19 protein-coding genes are annotated in these 22079 nt (G+C 37.1%); 2 read left to right on the forward strand and 17 right to left on the reverse strand.

Annotated elements, in window-relative coordinates; translation table 11 throughout:
• Nucleotides 1–141 precede the first annotated feature (141 nt).
• Nucleotides 142–741, reverse strand: a complete 600-nt coding sequence (locus tag ABES03_RS09415) for a hypothetical protein (RefSeq protein WP_430117036.1) — start codon at nucleotides 739–741, stop codon at nucleotides 142–144.
• Nucleotides 722–1162, reverse strand: coding sequence for a poly-beta-hydroxybutyrate-responsive repressor (gene phaQ, locus ABES03_RS09420; RefSeq protein WP_308080407.1), 441 nt, complete (start codon nucleotides 1160–1162; stop codon nucleotides 722–724). Before phaQ ends, ABES03_RS09415 begins: the two co-directional genes overlap by 20 nt.
• A gap of 148 nt (nucleotides 1163–1310) precedes the next feature.
• On the opposite strand from phaQ, the gene ABES03_RS09425 reads away from it, so the two are divergent.
• Nucleotides 1311–2093, forward strand: coding sequence for an alpha/beta fold hydrolase (locus tag ABES03_RS09425; protein ID WP_430117037.1), 783 nt, complete (start codon nucleotides 1311–1313; stop codon nucleotides 2091–2093).
• A gap of 56 nt (nucleotides 2094–2149) precedes the next feature.
• Here the strand turns inward: ABES03_RS09425 and ABES03_RS09430 are convergent, their stop codons facing one another.
• From ABES03_RS09430 to ABES03_RS09480, 11 genes are all read right to left on the reverse strand, one after another.
• Entirely contained in the window at nucleotides 2150–3229 is a 1080-nt protein-coding gene (locus ABES03_RS09430) for an alpha/beta fold hydrolase (protein WP_430117038.1), read from the reverse strand.
• A gap of 17 nt (nucleotides 3230–3246) precedes the next feature.
• On the reverse strand, nucleotides 3247–3813 hold the full coding sequence (locus ABES03_RS09435; RefSeq protein WP_430117039.1) for a polyhydroxyalkanoate biosynthesis repressor PhaR: 567 nt from the start codon (nucleotides 3811–3813) through the stop codon (nucleotides 3247–3249).
• Nucleotides 3814–3833: 20 nt separating this feature from the next.
• Nucleotides 3834–4502: a hypothetical protein gene (locus ABES03_RS09440; RefSeq protein WP_430117040.1), complete on the reverse strand. Its 669-nt coding sequence runs from the start codon at nucleotides 4500–4502 to the stop codon at nucleotides 3834–3836.
• 129 nt (nucleotides 4503–4631) lie between these two features.
• Nucleotides 4632–6263, reverse strand: a complete 1632-nt coding sequence (locus ABES03_RS09445) for a long-chain-fatty-acid--CoA ligase (RefSeq protein WP_430117041.1) — start codon at nucleotides 6261–6263, stop codon at nucleotides 4632–4634.
• A gap of 42 nt (nucleotides 6264–6305) precedes the next feature.
• Entirely contained in the window at nucleotides 6306–8909 is a 2604-nt protein-coding gene (gene adhE, locus ABES03_RS09450) for a bifunctional acetaldehyde-CoA/alcohol dehydrogenase (RefSeq protein ID WP_430117042.1), read from the reverse strand.
• A 260-nt stretch (nucleotides 8910–9169) separates the two neighbouring features.
• Entirely contained in the window at nucleotides 9170–11926 is a 2757-nt protein-coding gene (gene ppc / locus ABES03_RS09455) for a phosphoenolpyruvate carboxylase (protein WP_430117043.1), read from the reverse strand.
• A 144-nt stretch (nucleotides 11927–12070) separates the two neighbouring features.
• On the reverse strand, nucleotides 12071–13156 hold the full coding sequence (locus ABES03_RS09460; RefSeq protein WP_430117044.1) for a cadherin-like beta sandwich domain-containing protein: 1086 nt from the start codon (nucleotides 13154–13156) through the stop codon (nucleotides 12071–12073).
• Between the two features lie 370 nt (nucleotides 13157–13526).
• Nucleotides 13527–13979 carry a CoxG family protein gene (locus tag ABES03_RS09465; protein ID WP_430117045.1) on the reverse strand — a complete coding sequence of 151 codons (453 nt, stop codon included), beginning with the start codon at nucleotides 13977–13979 and terminating at the stop codon, nucleotides 13527–13529.
• A 102-nt stretch (nucleotides 13980–14081) separates the two neighbouring features.
• Entirely contained in the window at nucleotides 14082–14708 is a 627-nt protein-coding gene (locus ABES03_RS09470; RefSeq protein ID WP_430117046.1) for a TetR/AcrR family transcriptional regulator, read from the reverse strand.
• Nucleotides 14709–14899: 191 nt separating this feature from the next.
• Nucleotides 14900–15724, reverse strand: coding sequence for an MBL fold metallo-hydrolase (locus tag ABES03_RS09475; RefSeq protein WP_430117047.1), 825 nt, complete (start codon nucleotides 15722–15724; stop codon nucleotides 14900–14902).
• Between the two features lie 147 nt (nucleotides 15725–15871).
• Nucleotides 15872–17053, reverse strand: a complete 1182-nt coding sequence (locus ABES03_RS09480) for an LL-diaminopimelate aminotransferase (RefSeq protein ID WP_430117048.1) — start codon at nucleotides 17051–17053, stop codon at nucleotides 15872–15874.
• Nucleotides 17054–17220: 167 nt separating this feature from the next.
• On the opposite strand from ABES03_RS09480, the gene ABES03_RS09485 reads away from it, so the two are divergent.
• Nucleotides 17221–17874: a YczE/YyaS/YitT family protein gene (locus tag ABES03_RS09485; protein ID WP_430117049.1), complete on the forward strand. Its 654-nt coding sequence runs from the start codon at nucleotides 17221–17223 to the stop codon at nucleotides 17872–17874.
• A 36-nt stretch (nucleotides 17875–17910) separates the two neighbouring features.
• On the opposite strand, the gene ABES03_RS09490 is transcribed toward ABES03_RS09485, so the two are convergent.
• From ABES03_RS09490 to ABES03_RS09505, 4 genes are all read right to left on the reverse strand, one after another.
• Entirely contained in the window at nucleotides 17911–18144 is a 234-nt protein-coding gene (locus tag ABES03_RS09490; protein WP_430117050.1) for a hypothetical protein, read from the reverse strand.
• Between the two features lie 117 nt (nucleotides 18145–18261).
• The gene (locus tag ABES03_RS09495) at nucleotides 18262–19026 is read right to left on the reverse strand and encodes an acyltransferase family protein (protein ID WP_430117051.1); all 765 of its coding nucleotides are present in this window, start codon (nucleotides 19024–19026) and stop codon (nucleotides 18262–18264) included.
• 91 nt (nucleotides 19027–19117) lie between these two features.
• Complete coding sequence (locus ABES03_RS09500; protein ID WP_430117052.1) at nucleotides 19118–20302, reverse strand: MFS transporter; 1185 nt, start codon at nucleotides 20300–20302, stop codon at nucleotides 19118–19120.
• 287 nt (nucleotides 20303–20589) lie between these two features.
• Nucleotides 20590–22065 carry a CehA/McbA family metallohydrolase gene (locus ABES03_RS09505; protein WP_430117053.1) on the reverse strand — a complete coding sequence of 492 codons (1476 nt, stop codon included), beginning with the start codon at nucleotides 22063–22065 and terminating at the stop codon, nucleotides 20590–20592.
• Between the last annotated feature and the right edge of the window lie 14 nt (nucleotides 22066–22079).

A 22079-nucleotide genomic window follows, 5' to 3' on the forward strand; every position in this document is an offset into this window, starting at 1 on the left:
ATAGCAAGCATCGCTTCTTTCAATATAAGAATATAAAAAAACCACAATCTTCACTATTAAATAGAGATCGTGGTCCTAGCTTTTATGAAGATTTTTTATGTTATTCAATGTTGTATAAACTCCTTATTTATCTAATAATAGTTACGGTGTTTTGACCAGCTCTTTTATACTGTTTTTTCCCCGTTCAACAAGGTTTAAATGTGTATTTCGAGCAAGTTTAATATATTCTTTTCTTACTTCAAGCCATGCATTTCTACGTTCACGAGCATAAGTGATACTGGATTCAGCATTTCTTTCAAAATTATCCTCCAAGCGATCAACCATCTGGAAGACAGATTTTATTGGAGTCAAAGCCAATTTTTCTAATTGTCCAGACACTTCTTTCAACTGATTTTTAAGCTCTTCACGATCGTTGGAGAAAATCACTTCGTCTTTCGGTTCCTCTTTACCTGTATTAAATTGATGCATTAATTCTGAAACCATTTCTTTATTGGTTTTTTTTGTTTGATTATACAGTTTTGCAATTGAATTTCTGTACTGCTTATTGAACTTAATAACCTCTTTTAATGCATTAATATATGCATCCTCACGATTTTCCCTAAGTTGCTGTGCACGCTCACGTGACTGTTCAAACTGATCCCAAAATGTGTTTACAAATGAACCTACATGCATCGATTCCTCTGCTATTGGCAGCACTTTTTCGTCAACAGCTTGAACCGTTTCATTCTTCTTCTGTGCCATCGTCCTTCCTCCTCCTTTTTCTATTGTTTACTTTCTCTATGGGATCCTTCTTTTGAAATGAAGGAATATAGAGCTCAAGGAAACTGGTATACATCTTAAAAAATTGATCTAAGAGGGATTGGTATGTTTCTAGTTGATTGGCATAGCCTTTTAAATATGTAACCCCAGCTTTTGTAATAGAATATCTTCTTTTTGCCGGACCACTTCCAGTTGTATCCCATTCAGAGGATACAAGCTCATCTTTTTCCAATTGTCTTAGTAGTCTATATAGATTTCCTTGGTCAAGCGTTTTGAACCCGAATGCTTCTAACCTTTGGCTAAGTTCATACCCGTGTAGAGAAACTTTACTAAGAAGTAATAAAATAAATGGCAACACAAAATTTTTGGATGGATTAACTGTTGGATTGTCTTGATTCACCATATCTTTATCACCTCACCTATATGTATTTTACACCTATAGGTAATATTTTGTCAATACTGGAAATAAATATGATTAAAAGCAAAATTTATCGGTTTACAATATACTAAACTTGGTTATAAACTTAATAAAAACAAAAAGGTGGTGTAAAATGGAAAAAACTAAAAGGAGTAAATCAGGTGTACCCTATTTGCATTTTGGTAGCGGAGAACCCTTAGTACTTATCCATGGTTTAGGTGAAGTGAAAGAAGGGTGGCAAAATCAGTTTGAGTTAGCCGATCAATTCGAGCTTATTATTCCAGATTTGAGAGGTCATGGTGAGTGTACAAAAACCGATGGTATTTCAATTCAGAATTTTGCTTTAGATATCATTGGTTTATTAAAAGAGTTAGGAATTGAAAACGCTAACATCCTTGGTTTATCAATGGGTGGAGCTGTTGCACAAGAAATTTACCGCCAAGCTCCCAACCTCTGCCGTTCTCTCTTGTTGATAAGCACCTTTCACTTTTTCCCAAAAAAACTAAAAAAATTATTATTTAATAATCGAAAAGCTAAATTTGATTCCGTTACTGCTGCAGGGAAACAAACAGAGTTTATTTCCAAAATGGCACTTTACTCATGGAATAAAGAAATGAAGGAAAAGTTTGGACATTCTTTTCACCCAAAACACCAAATTTTCCTACAATCCTTAAACACTTGTCTGGATGTGAATAATTTATCTTTACTGCCAAAAATCAGCGTTCCAACACTAATTATTGGCGGTCAATATGACTCTGTTCTACCTGTTTGGATTCAAGCATGCATGCACAAGCTAATTCCAGATTCCGAATTTATAATCATGAGAAATACTGGACATATTGCTAAACTTGAGGCTAAAGACCGGTTTAATAACCTACTACGTAGGTTCCTTAATCAACAAAAATTAGTTGCATAAGAATAACGGGAAGGGCACCGTCCTTCCCGTTATTAATTTATTTCATTCCTCTTATATTATACAACTGCTTCTTGAATTTTTTGTGAATGAGTAGTAAGCCACTGATCAGCAAATTTGGCAAACATACCAGTTAAGGCAAGTGAAACGTGCCCTCCCTCGAATACTTGATATGTTTTATCTTCACTTGAAATCATATCCATAATAGGGAGACTCTGCTGTTCTAATACAAGTGTATCTCTAGAGGTCGAGAACACAAAAGTAGGACACTTAATATTCTTTAAATCTACCACCCTACCGCCAATTTCCAACTCACCCTTTAGGAGCTTGTTGTCTTTATAAAAATCATTAAATAACTGCTTAAAGGCTGCACCTGCAAAAGAGGCGGTATCTTTTGTCCATTTATCCATCCTACGCCATTTTTCCACATAATGTGGATCGTGTGCGCGAGTGATTAGGTTAATCCATGGACTAATATAGACTGGTGAAAGTCCCCTAAACATCAGGTACATATATTCGGATGGAATGACCCCATATACATCTGAGAAGCGGTTAAAGTCGATGGTTCCCTTTTGTAGTCCTTTTAACCATTTATCCGGCACAATTCCCACACTAAAATCAATGGGAACTGTCGCTAGAACTAAATTCACTATTGGTAGTTTTGTAATAGAGGTAAAGATGGCTGAAATGGTTCCACCCAGGCAATAGCCTACCATTGAAATACCCTTTGCACCAGAATGCCTAAGTGCACGCTTCACACCATTTTCAAGATAATTTAAGATGTAAACATCAAGGGTAATATCACTATCTTCATATCCTGGTGAGCCCCAGTCTAGAAAGTATACATCATACCCGCGTTCTGTTAGCCCCCCCACCACACTGCTACCTTCACCCACATCTAAAATATATGATTTATTTAGTAGTGAATAAACTAAAAATATGGGAATCTCATATTTTTTTTCTTTTGCCGGGTGATAATATAACGTTGATTTATTCTTTTTCCAAACAATTTCTCTTTGTGTCTGTTTAATATCTGGTTTCGGTTCTGTGAGTACCTTATAAACTTGATTCCACCTTGAGGTTTCTTTTTCAAGATCAAGCTGAGGAATAAAATTGAAACGTGCTGAACTTCCACTCATCTTTTTCTCTCCTTTCACTATGCTTTAGATGCTACTGAACTTGTGAGCACTAGCTCTTTTTCTTTCCCCTTACCTTTATGCATTAAATTTTTTATGGACGCTAGTTCCGCTTTAATGTCTGTTAACTGTGACATCTCCTGTTTTAAACTCTGAATCTCTGCTTTTAACGTTCTAGTATCCTCTAAATCTTGGGAGATTTGATGATATTCAACTTTCATTTGTTTAACTATACTGACCAGTTCTTGAAACATCTCAACATGTTCTTTATTTAATGCGCTTAAGCTATCCTGTACATTCCAAATTTGTTCTTCTAAAATATCTATTTTCTCCTCAGCTTGGACGGAAAGTTTAGCTACATTAGCTACATCTTTTTTGGTCGGTATATTCATTAATCCAGCCATTAGCTCTTGGTTTTTTCTTAAAAGCTCCATGTATCGTGCATGACTCTCAGTACCAACCTTCATTAACCGTACGAACTCATTGTTGTCAGTCATCATATACAATAGACCATTTAATTGTTTTTCCCACATTCCACTTACTCGCTTGAATCCTTCAAAAGGATCATAAATTTTATCTTTAGTCATCCTGCTTCTCCCCTTTAAATCTATGATTTTGAAAGTTCTTCTGTTTTTTCCAAATATTTATTGAGAGGAAACATAACTGATTTAATCTGTCTGGCAAAAAGATTAACAAAGCCCCTCTGACTCTCATAAATTATATTCCCGGCTTGTTTAACCGTTTTAATATATTGCATTCTCCCTTTTTTCCGCAATGCGATATATTGGTCTATCATTTCGAGATATTTTTCCATGGTTAAGTAATTATTTAATGTTTGACAGGGTGCAGAAAGAATAGACATCGTTTTCTGCTGAATTTGATCAATTTGAGCATTAATATCTTCATAGGATCGGATCGGGAAAAAATGCTGCAAACTAGTCGTTGACATTAAAAATTCCTCTCTTGCAGTTCTTTCCCATTCAGCAAATTCTTTATTAAATCTCTCAGCAATGTCTTTTACGTTTCCCCGATTCCTTTTAATACTCTCAGCGAAATGCTTTGCTTCTTTTAAAAAGATCTCATCGCGAAATTCAGCGTGTTTAGCCCATTCATCTATCTCTCCGAAGGCATGCTGCCATAGAACATCTAAACTAGAAAGCTGTTCCATATCCTCATTTTCAACTAGTTGCTCTTCTTCTACCAGGTTTGTCTGCATAACCTTATTTAGTGTTTTTTCTTCCAATGATTCTTTTTCAACTTCCTTTTTATCAGGCATTTTTATTTCATCCCTTCTATAATTTTTTTTAACTTACTATTAGAAACAAGTACATGATTTTGGATTTTTCTTGGGTGGTTTATTAAAAATGATCTTTGAAGTAGTTCATGTGGAAGTAGATTATAGTGGTTAAACTTGTAGTTTTTCTTCCTCTTTACGTAACATTCGTCTTAAAAGCTTGCCGACAGATGATTTGGGAAGTTCATTTAGAATTTCAATCTCTTTTGGAACTTTATAAGGTGCTAGGTTAATCTTTGCAAATTCTATTAGGTTCTCCGGCGTTTCTACAGCACCTATTTTTAACTTAACAAATGCCTTAACCGTTTCCCCTCTATAGCTGTCCGGAACACCAATAACAATGGCTTCTTCAACTGCCTCGTGCTTGTAAAGTACTTCCTCAATTTCTCTTGGATAAACGTTATACCCACTCGCAATAATAATATCTTTTTTCCGGTCCAAAATATAAAAATAGCCATCTTCATCCATTTTGGCGATATCCCCTGTAAAGAGCCAACCGTTCTTCAATACCATTTCCGTATCCCCAGGCCGTTTCCAATACCCCTTCATTACCTGTGGACCGCGGAGAATGAGTTCACCTGCCTCCCCAATTGGAACGTCTTCGATTCCTTGAGGGGTTTGTGTAATAATTCTCGCTTCAGTTCCTGGTAAAGGAATACCAACACTACCTAATTTTCTTGGTAAGAATGGAGGCGTAGAGATTGCAGAAGGTGCCGTTTCTGATAAACCATAGCCGTCTGCTAATCTTACACCCACTCTTTTCTCAAAAGACCTCACCTGTTCGACAGGAAGTGGCGCACCCCCACTGCTTAGATAATATATATCTCCAAGTTTACTTGCTTCTAAGTCTGGGTGACTATTGAAAGCGAAGATCATGGTTGGGACCGCTGTCATTTGAAATGGCTTTTCCCTTTTTACTAGATCTAATACCTCATTGACATCGAACCTTGGTAATATTAACTGATTACAACCAATTCTGATTGCCGAAAGTGCATTACATGATAATCCATAAACATGAAACATAGGCAGGACACTGACGATCTTGAAGTTCTCTGGTTTCTCATCTACTGCATTATAAGTGAAATCACATACCTGAATAATATTTGCTAAAAGATTATGGTGGGTAAGCATAACCCCTTTAGATACTCCAGTGGTGCCGCCTGTGTATTGTAAGATGGCGACATCTTCATGTATGTCAATTGGAATATCAGGAATGACATTGTCATGTGTAAGAAAATCCTCAAAGTAAATATCCCCAGCAGAAAGCTGAATTCGGTTTCCGCCGAAGCCCACGACAATCATCCTCTTTAATGATGTATTTGGCTGAACCTTCTTTACTCTTGTATAAAAGTCTTCAAATACAACCATATATTCCGCCTCAGAGTCATTTAACACATATTCAATTTCTCGTTCGACATACATTGGGTTCACTTGAACAGCAATTCCACCTAATCTAAACCCTGCAAATAAACTAAAAATATAGTGAGGACAATTGGGCAACATAATCGCTAAACGATCTCCCTTTTTGAGTCCAATTCGATACAATGAGGCAGCAAACCATTCAGATATCATTTTTGTATCTTTATAGCTCCAAGACCTTCCATAAAAGGTAAGGGCAGGTCTTTCATCATGAATATTGGCTGCCTGCTTCAAAAGGTCAAATAATGAATCGTACTCAATGGATACATTTTCACTAACCCTTGGATCGTAAAATTTTAACCATGGCTTTTTTTGATATACCACATTTTCCCCCTCCTTATAATCCTTCTTCTTATTTCACAATTCCTATACACCTACATACGCTCGTCGGTAAATTTCAGCAAGTTCACTTACAAATGGCTGTTTTGGATTAGCAATGGTGTCTTGATCATCAAAAGCAAGTTCGGCAAGTTCATCAACCTTACTTTCAAATTCTGACTTTGTAACCCCGTTAGCCTGAATACTCATGGAAATATCTAGTTCTTCAGCAAGTTTTATAATGGCCGTAATTAGGCTCTCAATTCCTTCTTCTGTCGTACTGGCAGATAGTCCAAGCATTTTGGCTATTTCACAATACCGCTTATCCGCAATAAAATATTCGTATTTCGGATAGGTCATAAACTTATTTGGTTTGACTGAATTGTAACGAATCACATGTGGTAAAAGTAATGCATTTGCACGTCCATGTGGTATGTGAAATTCGGCACCAAGGACATGGGCTAAACTATGGTTGATTCCTAAAAAGGAATTGGCAAAGGCCATCCCGGCTATAGTTGAAGCATTGTGCATTTTTTCTCGTGCTAATTCATCACTGCCATCCTGATACGCTCTTGGTAAATACTCAAAAACCAACTGAATGGCTTTAAGTGCCAACCCGTCCGTATAATCATTTGCCAATACCGATACATACGCTTCAATCGCATGCGTTAAAACGTCCATCCCTGTATCAGCAGTAACATGCTTTGGAACAGTCATTACAAACTGCGGATCAATAATTGCCACATCAGGTGTTAGCTGAAAATCTGCAAGTGGGTATTTAATGTTAGCCTTTTTATCAGTAATAACTGAGAAGGCTGTCACTTCCGAACCTGTACCTGATGTCGTAGGAATCGCGATAAACTTAGCCTTTTGGCGAAGAATCGGGAATTTAACGACTCGCTTATTCGGATCAAAGAATTTTTGTGTTAGACTATGGAAGTCTGTTTCTGGATGCTCGTAAAATAACCACATTGCTTTAGCCGCATCCATCACTGAGCCACCACCGAGGGCAATAATAACATCAGGCTGAAATCTTCTCATTCTCTCTGCGCCATTCATGACCGTTTCAATACTAGGCTCTGGCTCAATTTCAGAAAATGCCTCCCATTGAATCTTGTTTTGATTTTTTTCAAGATAATATAAAACTTTGTCGACAAAGCCATTTTTTACAGGACTTCCACTTGTGACAATAAATGCTCTCGAGATATTTGGGATTGAAGCTAGCATTTGGATTGAATTTTTCTCAAAGAAAATCTGAGATGGAACTTTAAACCATTGTGTAAACGTTCTTCTTTTGGCAACTTTTTTAATGTTGATGAGATTAGCGGCTCCAACATTCTGTGACACTGAATTCCCTCCATATGTTCCACATCCAATTGTTAAGGACGGAAGTGAAGTGTTATAAATATCCCCGATTGCACCATGTGTGGAAGGAGTATTAACGATGATTCGACCAGCCTTCATGCGTGCTGCGAACCTATCTATAAGGCTTTGATCTGCAGTATGAATGGCTGCTGAATGTCCTAGCCCCCCATATTCCAGTGTTTCTTCTGCAATTTTTAAGCCTTCAGTAAAATGTGTAACCTTATAGCATGCCAAGATTGGACTTAGCTTTTCACAGGAAAGTGGGAAATTAGGACCTACTCCAGCTAACTCAGCAATAAGAATCTTCGTATTTACTGGAACGTTTATTCCAGCCATTTTCGCAATCACATACGCTGGTAATCCAACAATTAACTGATTAATAGAATTAGTTTTTTCGAATATAGCCACTTTTTCTAGCATCTTGCGTTCTTCTTCGTTAAGGAAATAGCAATGATTATCTATCATTTCCTGTTTAACTTCATCATAAATTTCTTCATCGATAATCAATGCTTGTTCTGAAGCGCAAATCATACCGTTGTCGAAGGTTTTGGATAAGATTACATCGTTGACAGCACGTTTGATATGAGCTGATTTCTCGATATAACAAGGTACATTCCCAGCTCCCACTCCAAGTGCCGGTTTACCTGAGCTATACGCCGCTTTTACCAAATTAGGTCCACCTGTTGCTAAAATGAGCGAGATCTTTGGATGCACCATAAGAGCCTGGAAAGCTTCATGGGAAGGAGTTTCAATCCATTGGATGCAGTTCTCAGGAGCGCCAGCGCTGATGGCGGCTTTCTTTAACAATTCGGCTGTCTCTTTGCAGCATTGTTGTGCATATTTTGGAAAGGCAAATATAATAGGATTTCTTGTTTTAAGCGAAATTAATGATTTGAAAATCACAGTTGAGGTTGGATTTGTAATTGGAATGACACCTGCGATGACACCTACTGGCTCTGCCATCTCAACCATTCCCTCATTTTCGTTTTCGCTTATGACACCAACGGTTTTCATGTTCCGTATATTGTTATAAATAAATTCTGTAGCAAACATATTTTTAAAAACTTTATCCTCATAAACTCCACGGCGTGTTTCATTTACAGCGAGCTTTGCCAGTTCCCTATGGTTTTCAAGAGCGGTCAGAGCCATTTGCTTTACAATTTCATCAACCATTTCCTGGTTGTAACAACGGAAAGCACCGAGTGCCTTCACAGCATTGTTTGCTAACGAATCAATCATCGCAGCAACCGTTTGAGTTTCAAGTACCACTCTTTCTTTTACAGACATTTTTGTCCCCTCCGAATCATCATCGAATACAAGATTTTAGAAATTAGGTATGTTTGGTTTCACACAAAATAGCTTTTATTCACTCCCTTACTCCTGCTGGCTAAAATATATCATTTAAAAATTCCGAATAATGTCGAATCGTGTTAAAAAACGAATGAATACTCATTCATAACAGGATAATTCATAAAAAATTCAAAATTACAAACTCACTCTTTTAGAAAAAAAAGAGACTGACTTTTGTTTGTCAGCCTCTCTTAATATCAACCAGTATTCCTTAAACCAGCAGAAATTCCGCTTATTGTTAGAAGAACTTGTGTTAATAATTCATCATCCGGTTCTTCTTGATCCCTTAATTCTTTTATTAACTCAACCTGTAGGAAGTTTAATGGATCAACATAAGGATTACGTCTGTGAACCGACTCTTGAATATTTGGAGTATGATCCAGCAATTCTTTATCCCCTGTTATTTTCAATAAAATAGCTTTCGTTCTTTCATATTCTTCTAAAATATTTGTAAAAATTCGATCTGCGATGGTTTTATCTTGCACAAGAGTTAAATATTCCTTCGCAGTAGTAATATCAGCTTTCATCAAAGCCATGTGTAAATTATCAATCGTTGAGCGGAAAAATGGCCACTGCTCATACATTTGTTGTAAAAGCTGAAGGTTTTCTGCGCTTCTTGAAACGAATGTATCTAATCCTGTTCCAGCAGCATACCATGCAGGAAGCAACTGTCTGCTTTGCGTCCAAGCAAACACCCATGGAATAGCCCTTAAATCCTCGAAACGACCTCGATTTTTCCTACTCATTGGTCTTGATCCAATATTTAAGTCACCTAATTCCCTTAATGGTGTTGCTTCATTAAAATAGGTTAAAAAGTCTGAATCGCCAAATACAAGTGATTGATATTTCTCCAAAGAAATACTAGCAATTTCCTCAATGGTCTCTTCCCAAATAGGCTCTCGGTGATAACCTGACTCTTTTGATACATGTGTTGCCGCGAGCAGCAAGGTAGACGTTGCCTGCTCTAAACTACGGTAAGCTATATCCTCAAGCAAATACCTTGATGATAAAACTTCTCCCTGCTCGGTAATTTTAACGCCATCTCCAATGGTTTCAGCCGGTTGAGATAAAATGCTCTTGTTTAATGGACCGCCGCCACGGCCTAGCGAACCGCCACGGCCGTGGAAGAATTTAAGACCTATTTCATACTGCTTAGCCATTTTATGAATCTCAATTTGGGCTTTATACAGCTTCCAATTGGCCGTTAGTGTTCCACCATCCTTGCTGCCATCAGAATATCCAAGCATAATTTCCTGTTGATCCCCTAGTATTTTCAAATGATTGCGATATATTGGCATGTCAAAAAGAGTTTCCATGATCTTAGGACCCGCAACAAGGTCATCTATCGTTTCCAGCAATGGTGCCACATTTAAATGACTTTCTAAAGTACCATCTGCGTGAAGTCGATAAATTCCCGCCTCTTTTGCAAGAACAAGAACTTCTAGCAAATCACTTGGTGATTTAGTCATACTAATAAGGTAGACTGAAATAGAACGTTTCCCAAACTCTTCATGTGCCTCTTGAATCATTTGGAACACTTTAATCATCTCCTGCGTTTCCGCAGAATAATCTTCATTTAATAATAGGAGTGGGCGTGGATCCATAAGGATGTTCTGTAAAATCTTTACTTTTTCTTCCTCGGGAAGTTCCGCATAATTATCACTAATTCGAACCTTGCGAAGAATTTCTGTAATAGCGGCTTCATGTTCCCCGCTATGGTTACGGATATCCAGTGTTGCTAAATGGAATCCAAATAATTGAACTTGACGAATCAGTTTCTGAATAATTTTTAATTCATGTGCTGCAGGGTGATGCATCTTTAAACTTCTTTTAATAATGTATAAGTCTTCTAATAATTCCTCTGCAGATTTGTATCCTAGTTCAGGATTCCCCACTTGTTTTACTCGTTCAATAATAAGTGCAAAGGTACGACGATATACTTCAGATTTAATTGGCCATTTTTTCTCTTCTCTTAAGTATTTATCTTCCTTTTCCTCAATAAAGGTGAGTAATTCCTCACTTACCTCTACACGTGTAGTGGCTTGACTATACCTCTTCATTAGGTCGACTAACACATTCTTATACTTCTTAAGCACCAATCTTCTTTGTCTGTTTAAGGTTTCCCATGTCACCTCGTGGGTAACATTTGGGTTTCCATCACGGTCTCCTCCAATCCATGAACCGAAACGAAGGAAATTAGGAACTCCCCATGTAGCATTAGGATAATACTTACCTAAATTGTCAGCGACCTCCTGGTGTATCTCTGGAAGCACCTCAAAGAGTGTTTGGTCAAAATAATACAGTCCATTTCTTACTTCATCCAAAACAGTAGGCTTGTGCTCGCGCAGCTCATCTGTTTGCCAAAGAATCGTCACTTCATTAAACAAACTTTCTTCAAGTTTCTTTCTTTCCCTGCTAGTTAACAATGGATGATCTAGACTTTTTAAGATAACAGCGATACGCTGTTGAATTTCAAGAATTGAACGCTTAGTAGCCTCTGTTGGATGAGCTGTGATCACTAATTCTAAGGATAACGTATGTAAAACTTTTTGAATCACATCTTCATTAATATCATTCTCTTTAAGAGAAAGAATCGCACTTTCAATAGAAGCAGGCTGTACGACGTTATCATCTTGCAGCTGATATTCCCTACGTCTTCTAATCCGGTGGTTTTGTTCAGCTGCGTTTATCAAATGGAAATACATAGAAAAAGCACGGATAATTTGCCTCCTCATCGGAGAGCTTAGATTAGCGATTTCTTCTTTTAAGTCAGCATAAATCTCCTGATCAAAGTGAGTTCTTAGTGTTTTAGTCATATGTCTAATTTTTTCCACTTTTTCAAACAATTCGGAACCACCATGATTGACAAGAATTTCACCAAGCATTTTTCCAAGTAATTTCACATCGCGACGCAACGGAAGACTGCTGTCATTTACTTTTAATTCTGTTGCCATACCATTCACCTTCCTTTAGTCAAAAAATTCGCTAAATTTTTATATATAAATATAACATAACTTTACCCATCATGTGAAAGAAATAACTTACTTTTTTAAAAAAAGAAAAAAACCTGCACACTGCAGGTTCTGATTCTATAGAATTTATTCTTCTCTATCTATGACGAGGACATATGTTTTTCGATCATCATCACTATATCTTACAACAATAGAAATAACGGTTTTGTTATCATTATCCAACTTTATCGTTTTGCTTGTTCCACCTTCGATTAAAATAGTTGAACTGCTGTAGCGTGCTGTTGGACTTAATGTAATGGAATCCACATCACTACTAACAGCCACATGGTAAGTAAATTCATCAGAAGTAAACGCACTGTCCCACGTTCCATTGTTAATGGTTAGTGAAGAAAGGGTTGCTTTACTGACTTTTTGTGCTGTGGTTGTGGTATTACCCTGTTGGTTCATGGTTGGTTGAAATGTATTCGTTCGATTGTTTTGTGTTGGAATGGTAGTTTGTGAATTAGTCGAATTACCCCTAGCCACGTTTATTGTATAGGTCTTTTTTTCGCCATTCTCTGCCGTAACGACGATAGTGATGATTGATTTCCCAATGGGAAGGTCCACCGAGACTCTTCCTTCTTTAAGACTAGTCCCATTTACCTGAATGGTTGATGTGGACTCAACAGAAGTCGGTTTAATTGTAAGAGAGGCTATGTAATTTGCTACTTCGATACTATATTTGTTAATTTCAGATGAAAAGTTTGGTGACAGCTTTCCATTAGACAATTCTATATTTTGCAAGAGGTTATTCCCATTTTGTTTTCTAGTAACGGTTACGGTATAAGTATTCAGTTGGTGTGTCCCATCAGAAACAGTAATAAGGAATTTGTTTTCTCCTGTTTGAAGTGAAAATGTACTTACTACACCACTTTTGATAGACGTGTCATTTATAGTAATGCTGGCATCTGGATTACTACTTTCTACAAGTAAATTCATTTCCCTTGTTTCATTTTCTACAGTTGTGGAATATTCTTTAACCTCTGTCGTAAAATCACGATCGAGCTGAATCCCTTCAATTTCTAATTTTGAAAGTGTGTTTTCGGACTGATTTTCCTGTACAGCATTTGTACTTTCAGCATAAGCAATAGGTATGTAAGAATAGTTCCCGAGCCCGACTATGGAAGCAACAAGTAAAATATTAATTCCTCTTTTTGGTACCTTCGCAAACATGTCTTTTCCTCCCACATCAATAATGTAGACTAAAGGTACCACTGGATGCTTAAGAAAACCTTAACTTTTTGTAAAGCAGATCTTTTCTACGTTACCGGTTTCTGCTTTTTTTCATGGGTTCGGGCACGTAGACCCTTTCTACGTTACCGGTTCCTGCTTTTTTTCGCTCGTTCGGGCACGTAGACCTACCAATTCCTTACTCTATAAGTCGGTTTAGTCACAGGGACTTTCCTACGTGACTACAATTTCCTTTTGTTCGCACATTCATGACAGTAACGCATAACAAGTATCAAGGTCGGTAGTGTAGCAAAGGTTTTTTTCTTTAAAAAAGCCGTAAATCCTTTTTATTTACCAGATTTACGGCTTTTTTCTATCTCCTATTGAATTCTTCCAGTTTAGAAGAGATGGCGACGGCCACTTCTTCATCAGACTTTTGAATGGCTTTTTTAAAAAGAGTATTAGCTAAAGAGCCCATAGGACCGGTTGCATTAATTTCAAGAAACCCAGTTACTTTTGTTTTGTTTCTATTCATTGCTTTAGCTTCGAAATATCCTTCACCTAGGTATTTTTCATTCGAGCGCTTTAATTCGAAACTTACCTTCGCAGGTTCATTCCATATGATATTATCAATGATTAAACTGACCTTTTTCTTCATAATGCCTAAGAGGTCGCTTTTAAATTCCCATGTAATTTGGTTTTCATTTACTATTTCGTGTTGAATATAGCCTGGGACCAAGGGTGCCCAGTTATCCGGATCGCGTATAAATCTCCAAATCACTTCAATTGGGATATCTAATTCTACATGTTGAATTTCACTTGGCATTTATATCCCTCTTTCATAATCATTGTAAAAAGCCTTCAAGTATCTGAAGGCCTTTTTAAATATATATGTTTATAACCCAGTTTATAGAAGAAATATCCCGAACTAACGAATTGCGTCAAGAAAAAAGGTTAAATGATTCTCCATTTTCATTTCTACTTCTGCTGTATCTATACCGTCATACCTCAGGAGCAAGTATTCCATCATCATCGTAAAATATGGGTACTGATACTCGGTTGCTAAAATCTTAGCATTTTGTTGTTTAAGTTCCCCTTTATCAATAAAAATCTGAAATGCAACCTCCAAGAAATCAACAGTCCCTTTATATACATCATTAATAATGATATCTCTTGCCCTTTGGTCACGGAATTGCTCGATATTTAGTATTCTCCACATTTTTTCGTGCAACGGTTCTTCTACTGCCTGTTTGAAATTGATAATCCCTTGAGTTAAAAATGGCTTGATTGTTACCCTGTTACAAATTGCTTCTAAAGCATCCTGATTCGGTCTTGTTTTAGAATGGTTTTCACGAAATAATGAATAAATCCATTCTAAAATTTCATCCTTAGATTTGAAGTGATTATAAAGTGCACTTTCTTTTATTCCAACCACTTTTGTTAGCTCACGAACGGATACCGCAGTAAATCCTTTATGAGAAAATAAGTCAATAGAAGCTTCAAGGATTTTATATTTTGTGCTGTTTACGTCTAGATCAGTTATTGGATGATTCATCCTGAAAACTCCTTCTTATTTCATAGTCATTTGGAACATCACTTCAGGCGGTGTAAACGATTCTAATATTACATAAGAAAATAGAAACAAAGAAATTCCTCCAGCAATTGAGAAAAGTGACGATATTAGCAAATATGGCTTGAAATGGCCACCATTTCTCCGCTGCATGTAGGGGAGGTCCGTAAAAAAAATTAGGTTTGGAACAATTCTCCTTGAACGGCTCTAATATATCGATTAGCTGATAATTGAACTGATTGGTTGGCATCTTCCTTCACGATCTTATGAAAGGCATTATAAATTCGGTTAAATGATAAGGGCTTAACCTTCTCTGCCATCTCTCTAACTGTTTTAGCAGGTAATGGAATCAAGTTAGGATAACTATACATAAAGCTTACCCACATTCTATCGGCAACTACTTGGATGATATCTCCTGTTAAAAGGACGCCATTCCCTTCGTTTCCATCCTCCCAGTGTAAAACTGCCCCACCTTTAAAATGTCCGCCTAATCTGTAAATAGTCATTCCCTCATGTAAAACTAGTTTTTCTCCTGACCATAGAATAATATGATCACTTGGATTCACAATCCATTCCTGGTCATCCTCATGAATATAAATCGGTACATCAAAAGCTCTAGCCCATTCAATCTGTGCTGAATAGTAATGAGGATGGGAAAGAGCAATCGCGTTAATTCCTCCCATTTGATGAATCTCCTCAATCGTCTTTTCATCAAGATAGGTTATACAATCCCATAATACATTAAAGTCATTTCCTTTAATAAGGTAAGCTGTTTGACCGATTCCAAAAGAAGGTGCCGTGGTGATACTATACAAGTTTTTCTCTTCTAATAGAATATTATTTTTATATTGTTGTGACTCAATTAACTTCTCAAGTGTTGTCCAGTCTTGCCCATTCGGGTTTACATACTGTCTTTCTTCTTCACAAATCATGCAAGAGCTAGGAGGACGTGCGGAGTCTGGATATTGTGTTCCACACGTTGTACAAACAAATTTACTCACATGGATCATCCTTTCTTCAAAACAATTTGGGTTTTTTTACCACTAATAATATATTAATTAACGTTCGTTCACATGTCAAAAAATTGTATTATTTTGGATAAAAAAGAGACTGGCTCTTTATTCCTAAAGATTCAGTCTCTGCGTTACTTAATTTGTTATTGCCTGTTTTAAAAGAAATTGGTGGATTCTTTCTGCAGCGGTCACTAACTGTTCTGGCGGCTGTACCATAGCAATACGAACATACCCTTCCCCTAATTTTCCGAATGCGTCACCTGGAATAACTGCCACACCTGCTTGATCAATTAATTCAAAGACAAATTCTCGGGAGGTCCAGCCTACGGGAATTTTCGCCCAGACGAACATCGTGGCAGGAGACTTTTCCACCTGCCAGCCACTTTTCCTTAGCCCAGAAATTAATGCATCCCGACGGAGTTCATACTCTTTTACCTGTTCACGAAGATATTGAAAGTCAGAGGTCAGTGCGGTTACCGCTGCCTTTTGGATCGGATAAAAAATACCATAATCAATATGTGACTTTAATGAAGCTAGGATCTTAATAGCTTGTGCATTACCCACAACATAACCAATTCGACAGCCCGCCATATTAAATGTTTTAGACAGTGAATTAAACTCAATTCCTACTTGTTTTGCTCCTGGAACCGACATGAAACTAAGCTGCGGGTTATCATCAAATATCAATTCTGAATAGGCAAAGTCATGAATAACCAAGATCCCGTGTTGCTTAGCGAAATCCACTACTTTTTCAAAAAACTCTCTATCTGCTAATGCAGTTACAGGGTTCCCAGGGTAACTGATAATCATCATCTTGGTTTTCTTTAAGACCTCTAGCGGAATTTCATCTAGCTTTGGGAGGAATTTATTTTCAGCTAATAATGGCATAGGATAAATGATTCCACCTGCGATATTTACACTTGCCTCATAAATTGGATATCCAGGGTCCGGAACCAAAACATAATCTCCTGGATTAATGAGTGCTGTAGCCAAATGTGCTAACCCATCCTGTGACCCCATTAACTGCAAGACTTCCTTTACAGGGTTAAGTTCAACTGCATACCTTTGTTGATAAAAGTAACTAACTGCCTCATGGAATTCTGGAATCCCTGTCAGAGTGTACCCATAGCGACTTGTGTCCTGAGCGGCTTCTATCAATGTTTCCACAACAAACGATGGCGGTGGAAAATCAGGTGAGCCTACACTTAAATCAATGACATCTTTTCCTCTTTTTATGGCTGCTTTTTTACGGTTAGCTACTTCTTGAAAAATACTCGCTGACATTTTTTGTAGTTTTTCTGATGCAAAGAAATTCATAGTTATTCCCCCCGCAATCTTTCCTGCAATAATTTTTTATATTAACATAATTCAGATTATAACAGTCCAAAGATATGTATTCTATATTTCTAATTAACCATTGATTAATATCTATTCATAATTTAAGATTTGTAGATAGGTGAAAATTCAGAATAGTCTTTGTGATCATGGGGGTAACTGAATTGAAATTCTTTCAGTATTGTTTATTCTTTTTAGGATTAATCTTTTTTGGCTTAGGCAACGCGATTGCAGTTAAAGTTAAATATCTAGGTTTACATCCGTGGGAAGTCCTAAATGTTGCTCTTTATCAGCATTTTGGTTTAACCATTGGTACATGGGGTGTTGTCTGTGGTTTAATTCTAATCCTCGTTTCATTCTTCGTGGCTAGAAGCTATATCAATATTGGGACGATCTTAAATGCTTTGTGCATTGGACCCATTATGGATTTTTTCCTTTGGTTGGATATTCTCCCGAAGGCAACACATACTTGGATGGATTACATTATTTTATTAGTGGCTATAGTCACAACAGGGATTGGTGGCGGGATGTATGTGGCTGCAGGAATTGGTGCTGGTCCTCGTGATGGCTTTATGCTTTCCATTTCTGATAAAACAAGACTGTCGGTGAGTCAATCAAGGATTATGGTAGAAAGCATTGTTTTAATAATTGGCTTCCTATTGAGCGGCCCGGTGTTTATTGCTACCTTTGTTTATACATTTATTCAAAGTCCGGTTTTTCAACGTTCCTTAAAACTGTTTAAGTCATTGGTGGAATCCCTAAAAAAAAGAAAAGAACAAAGCCAGGAAAGTGTTGTTTTGTAATATTAAGAATGCCCCACTTTAAATGTGGGGCTATTTCTATAAAATTCTTTTTATGCCAGGAATCTTGCATAACCAGCCTGATAATACAAATCCAATAGCGGGTCCGGCTACTGCAACGATTAAAAACTTCAATAGGGCTGGAAAATCAAATTGGTGTAAATATAAACTTATACTGACAAGAACAAGAGGATGGATGATATAAAGGGTATAAGCTGATTCTGATAAGTTTCTCCACATCTTCTTTGTTACATTATGCCTTGTTTTAAACATTGAAAGCAGCCATCAGTTATCACCATTCCAATTTTACCAATTGCACTTATTGCGACCGGGGCCTTGGAGGGGGCAATGAATGTTTCTGGTGGTTGGGGCTTTCAGGCTTTTGTTTATTCAATGTGGGAGCCATTTGTTTGCATAGGTATTTGCTATCCAGCCCCATCGTTTTACGGTTTCCTTCCATAATTGCTCTAACCAATTTTGTTTATAAGCGATGGTACCAGCGATAAACAGTAGAATATAAGAAGGAAAATAACCAAACTGCAAACCTAGTAGTCCCTCGCCTGTAGGCCAAAACAGACGAATAAAAAATGCGGACACCCCTAAGCCAACAGCAGTATAAAACAAACTTCTATTCGAAGGAAACGATCTTGTCGTCCTGTGGCTGGATGAAAAAAACTTTCGATACATGATATAAAGTATTGAAAAAATTAATAAGGCTTCAACAAACCAAAGTGGACCAATATTAATACTATGGAAAGTAAGAATTTCTTTTCGATAATATCTTCCAAAAGAACACTCATTCCTGAATCTCACTATATATTGGATAAATGGCCCTATTATAAACGTATAAAAAATTAATGGAATCCCTAACCGAATCAATCGGTCTTTTAAAAAAACTCCCGCTCCCTTCTGCTCAAAAGACGGTGGAGTGAAATATCCCGATAGAAAGAAAAATAGCCCCATAAAAAATGATTGATTAATAGCGGTAAAAAGAGTCAAAATAATTACGGTCACACTTAATCCTTTGGTAGGTTCGACATCTTCATACACCCATGACCCATCAGCCCCATATGTTATTGCTGTGTGATGGATCAAGACCAAAACGGTTAAAATGACGCGTAAATGGTCTAAATAATATAATCTTTTCTTCTCCAATTATTTCCCCCCCGAAGTATATACTCTCCTCATTATCAGACTGAAATCCGGATAAAAAGTTACAAAAAAATCCATTAAATGATGTGCCTTACTAACCTATATTTGTTACATTGATTTTCTTTAACCCTTTTAAGGTAAAACAACTAGCAAAGATAATCAGGGCAAATAAAAGAAATATATGACTCACTCCAATCTTAGAGAGTAATAGGCCTGTTGTCAGGGCAGAAGTAATTTTTACGATGGAAGCTAGGATGGTTCTTAAGCCAATGACTCTCCCAATATACTCTTTTGTTGAGTTCAGTTGAATCAAGGTTTGAGTAATAATTAAGTGAGACATCGTAAATAATCCTAGTACAAATATTAAAATTGCGGTTGCTATTTTAAAACTATTTAAATGTAATAAAACAGCTGTTAAAGCCATTCCGACCATGGTAAAAATAATGGACCATTGTTTATTCTTTTTAAGAAAGGAAGTGACGACGATTCCAGCCAGAATCCCCCCTACAGCAAAAGAAATATCAAAGACTGAGTAAAGTCCACTGCCTCCTTTAAACATATTTGCTAACGGTAATAGAATAGTGGTGGTCATCTGAATGCTTATGCTATTTAAAATAGATAAAAAGAGGAGATACCTCATTCCGTCACGACTCTTGATAAATTCCCATCCGGAAATCAACTCTGAGTAGTATTGAATTTTACTCAGTTTCTTTTGTTTGATTTTGATTTGCTTAACCAAATAATAGAGTACTGCAGCTAATAGAAAGGTTAGTGAGTTAATCATGAAACTGAGGGATAATGACAATTTTATCAGTAGCACACCTGAAACAGCAGACCCTGCAATTAATGCTCCTTCGTTAAGCGATGAAGAATTGGAGATAACAAAGGGTATATCTTTATCTTGGAATGATTCTTTTATAAAAGACTGCTCAGCTGGTTTGTAGATGGTGTAACAGACAGCTAATAGGAACTGTAAAAAATAGATGAAAAGTGTTGATTCAAATTGTAAAAATATCAGAATAGACATGGTCAGCACGATGATAAATCGAAAGATATCTGTCAACAGCACAATCCTTTTTGAGTGGTGGTGATCCACATAAACGGATACAAGTGGTGTTAGCAAAATACTTGGTAAATAATAAATGGCTATCATCACACCAATGGAAAGTGCTTCACCTGTTAAATGATAGATATACCACATAATCGCAATTTGTTGTATGCCATCCCCAAAATTACTAATCATAGAACCTAATAAATACGGTATTTTGTTATTTTTCATTTGTAATCCCCCATCCTTTGCCCGTTCTTATTGTACGAATGAATGGCTATAAGGAAAATAACGGAATATTTATTACTTAACTTAAGAAAAACTTATTAATCAAGTTTTAACCTTTGCCTGATTACTAAAATGTAAAAGGCCGCTATCCATACGGATAACGGCTGCGTTGATTTTATTTACATGTTCAAATGGTAATACATCAAAAAAATTATGAAAGACACTTTTTCTCTTGAACTATGCAGTTTTGTCTTTCATCTGTCAAAATCTCTTTAAAAGCTTGTGGTGTACTATGAAAAATCAACCGTATCTAACAGGTCTCCCCATGTGGTAAGGGTAGGTGTTTTTTTACCGGTGAATATAGGGTTAACGAAACTGAGTAATTCTCCATCCTCTGATCGAATTTCAAAACGGATCCAAGTTACTTCTGACTTCTTTAGCGTAAATTGGTTTTGAATAATTTTTCCCTCAGCAATCTTGATATCTTTTACTGATTGACTGTCTTTGATCCAATGAAGGGTTGCATTCGCTGGTGTTTTCATCGGCATAATCTCATACCATACCTCGATCTCTTCCTTGTCATCATAGCAATCAGTTAAATTACTACCGGGCAAATAAGAGACTCCATCTACAAAAATATTAATAATAAATTCTGGGCCTCTTGATACATAAGCTCTGCCCCTATTTACTCCATTTAATAAAGACCTAGCTGTCAGGCCTTCACAATAAACGAATGTGGCAGGATCCCCAATGACAGATGGAGGCCCCCCTTCCTCATATGACTCTGTAGGCAATAAATGAGAATCGGAGCCACCAATGCCATAGATTTGGTACCCATCATTCCACAACGTATTCCATAATATCAGTGCCTGTTCAGTTGCTTCTGGGTTATCCTTATAGGTTGGATCATTCCAAATTTCAATCACATCAAGATCAGATAACAGAGTGGTTCGATACTGCCACTCCCATGGCTTAAGCATGGGGTGATTCATGCTGACAATAGCCCCGGCAGCCTTCACGTCACGTATAATACGGTTCATGCCTTCTTCTGTCTCCATCCCACCATCCGCAAAAGAGGGGCGCCAATCAACCCATTTGGTTAGTCCAAGTGCATTAAAGTGCCCCTTAGAAGAGGTAATCTCCACCCCAGGAATCACCATGATTTCATCTTCTAGCCATTTTGTTGGTAGTATATTATGATCAGTAGCTACAAAGAAATCCAAATTCATTTTTCTGGCCTGTGCCATTCCATTAAAAGGTGTCATCTTTCCATCTGATTCCGTTGTATGTGTATGAAAATCACCTTTATACCATCGTGTTCCAGTATTAAATACCTGATCTTTTTGATAATCATTTAAAAGAAAACCATCAGTAATTCCTTCCTTCGACCAAGTTGAACCTTCCACACTATTTCCAACCTTTTGACCAAAACCGCCTATATAATCAATCGTATATTGACGATTTTCAGAAGACGGAGGGCTAAGAATTTCTAGCGTCCACGTTCCTGCCGCAACTTTTCCAGTAACAGCTCCAAAGCTTGTATCCTTAGAAGACTGCGAGATCATTATAGTCTTAGGTTCATTTATCACAAGCGACTGAGCCCTCAATTTTTTCTCAGAATCCCATATTAAAATCGAGTACCATCCTTTAACCGAAAAAGAGACGGTCAATTCAAGCCAGTCAAATTCAGAATCTATATCAAACGGTAAAGAGAAAGACGGTGCCTGTAACACACCGTCCATCTTTGTTGAGTACGAAGCAGTCAACGTCAATCCTCCTC

This window comes from Neobacillus rhizosphaerae (genome assembly GCF_050477885.1).
Classification (GTDB): domain Bacteria; phylum Bacillota; class Bacilli; order Bacillales; family Cytobacillaceae; genus Neobacillus; species Neobacillus rhizosphaerae_A.

Coding starts and splice junctions, on each gene's coding strand:
- ABES03_RS09415 (WP_430117036.1), bottom strand. CDS start 741: ATGGCACAGAAGAAGAATGAAACGGTTCAAGCTGTTGACGAAAAAGTG.
- phaQ (WP_308080407.1), bottom strand. CDS start 1,162: ATGGTGAATCAAGACAATCCAACAGTTAATCCATCCAAAAATTTTGTG.
- ABES03_RS09425 (WP_430117037.1), top strand. CDS start 1,311: ATGGAAAAAACTAAAAGGAGTAAATCAGGTGTACCCTATTTGCATTTT.
- ABES03_RS09430 (WP_430117038.1), bottom strand. CDS start 3,229: ATGAGTGGAAGTTCAGCACGTTTCAATTTTATTCCTCAGCTTGATCTT.
- ABES03_RS09435 (WP_430117039.1), bottom strand. CDS start 3,813: ATGACTAAAGATAAAATTTATGATCCTTTTGAAGGATTCAAGCGAGTA.
- ABES03_RS09440 (WP_430117040.1), bottom strand. CDS start 4,502: ATGCCTGATAAAAAGGAAGTTGAAAAAGAATCATTGGAAGAAAAAACA.
- adhE (WP_430117042.1), bottom strand. CDS start 8,909: ATGTCTGTAAAAGAAAGAGTGGTACTTGAAACTCAAACGGTTGCTGCG.
- ppc (WP_430117043.1), bottom strand. CDS start 11,926: ATGGCAACAGAATTAAAAGTAAATGACAGCAGTCTTCCGTTGCGTCGC.
- ABES03_RS09460 (WP_430117044.1), bottom strand. CDS start 13,156: ATGTTTGCGAAGGTACCAAAAAGAGGAATTAATATTTTACTTGTTGCT.
- ABES03_RS09465 (WP_430117045.1), bottom strand. CDS start 13,979: ATGCCAAGTGAAATTCAACATGTAGAATTAGATATCCCAATTGAAGTG.
- ABES03_RS09470 (WP_430117046.1), bottom strand. CDS start 14,708: ATGAATCATCCAATAACTGATCTAGACGTAAACAGCACAAAATATAAA.
- ABES03_RS09480 (WP_430117048.1), bottom strand. CDS start 17,053: ATGAATTTCTTTGCATCAGAAAAACTACAAAAAATGTCAGCGAGTATT.
- ABES03_RS09485 (WP_430117049.1), top strand. CDS start 17,221: ATGGGGGTAACTGAATTGAAATTCTTTCAGTATTGTTTATTCTTTTTA.
- ABES03_RS09490 (WP_430117050.1), bottom strand. CDS start 18,144: ATGTTTAAAACAAGGCATAATGTAACAAAGAAGATGTGGAGAAACTTA.
- ABES03_RS09500 (WP_430117052.1), bottom strand. CDS start 20,302: ATGAAAAATAACAAAATACCGTATTTATTAGGTTCTATGATTAGTAAT.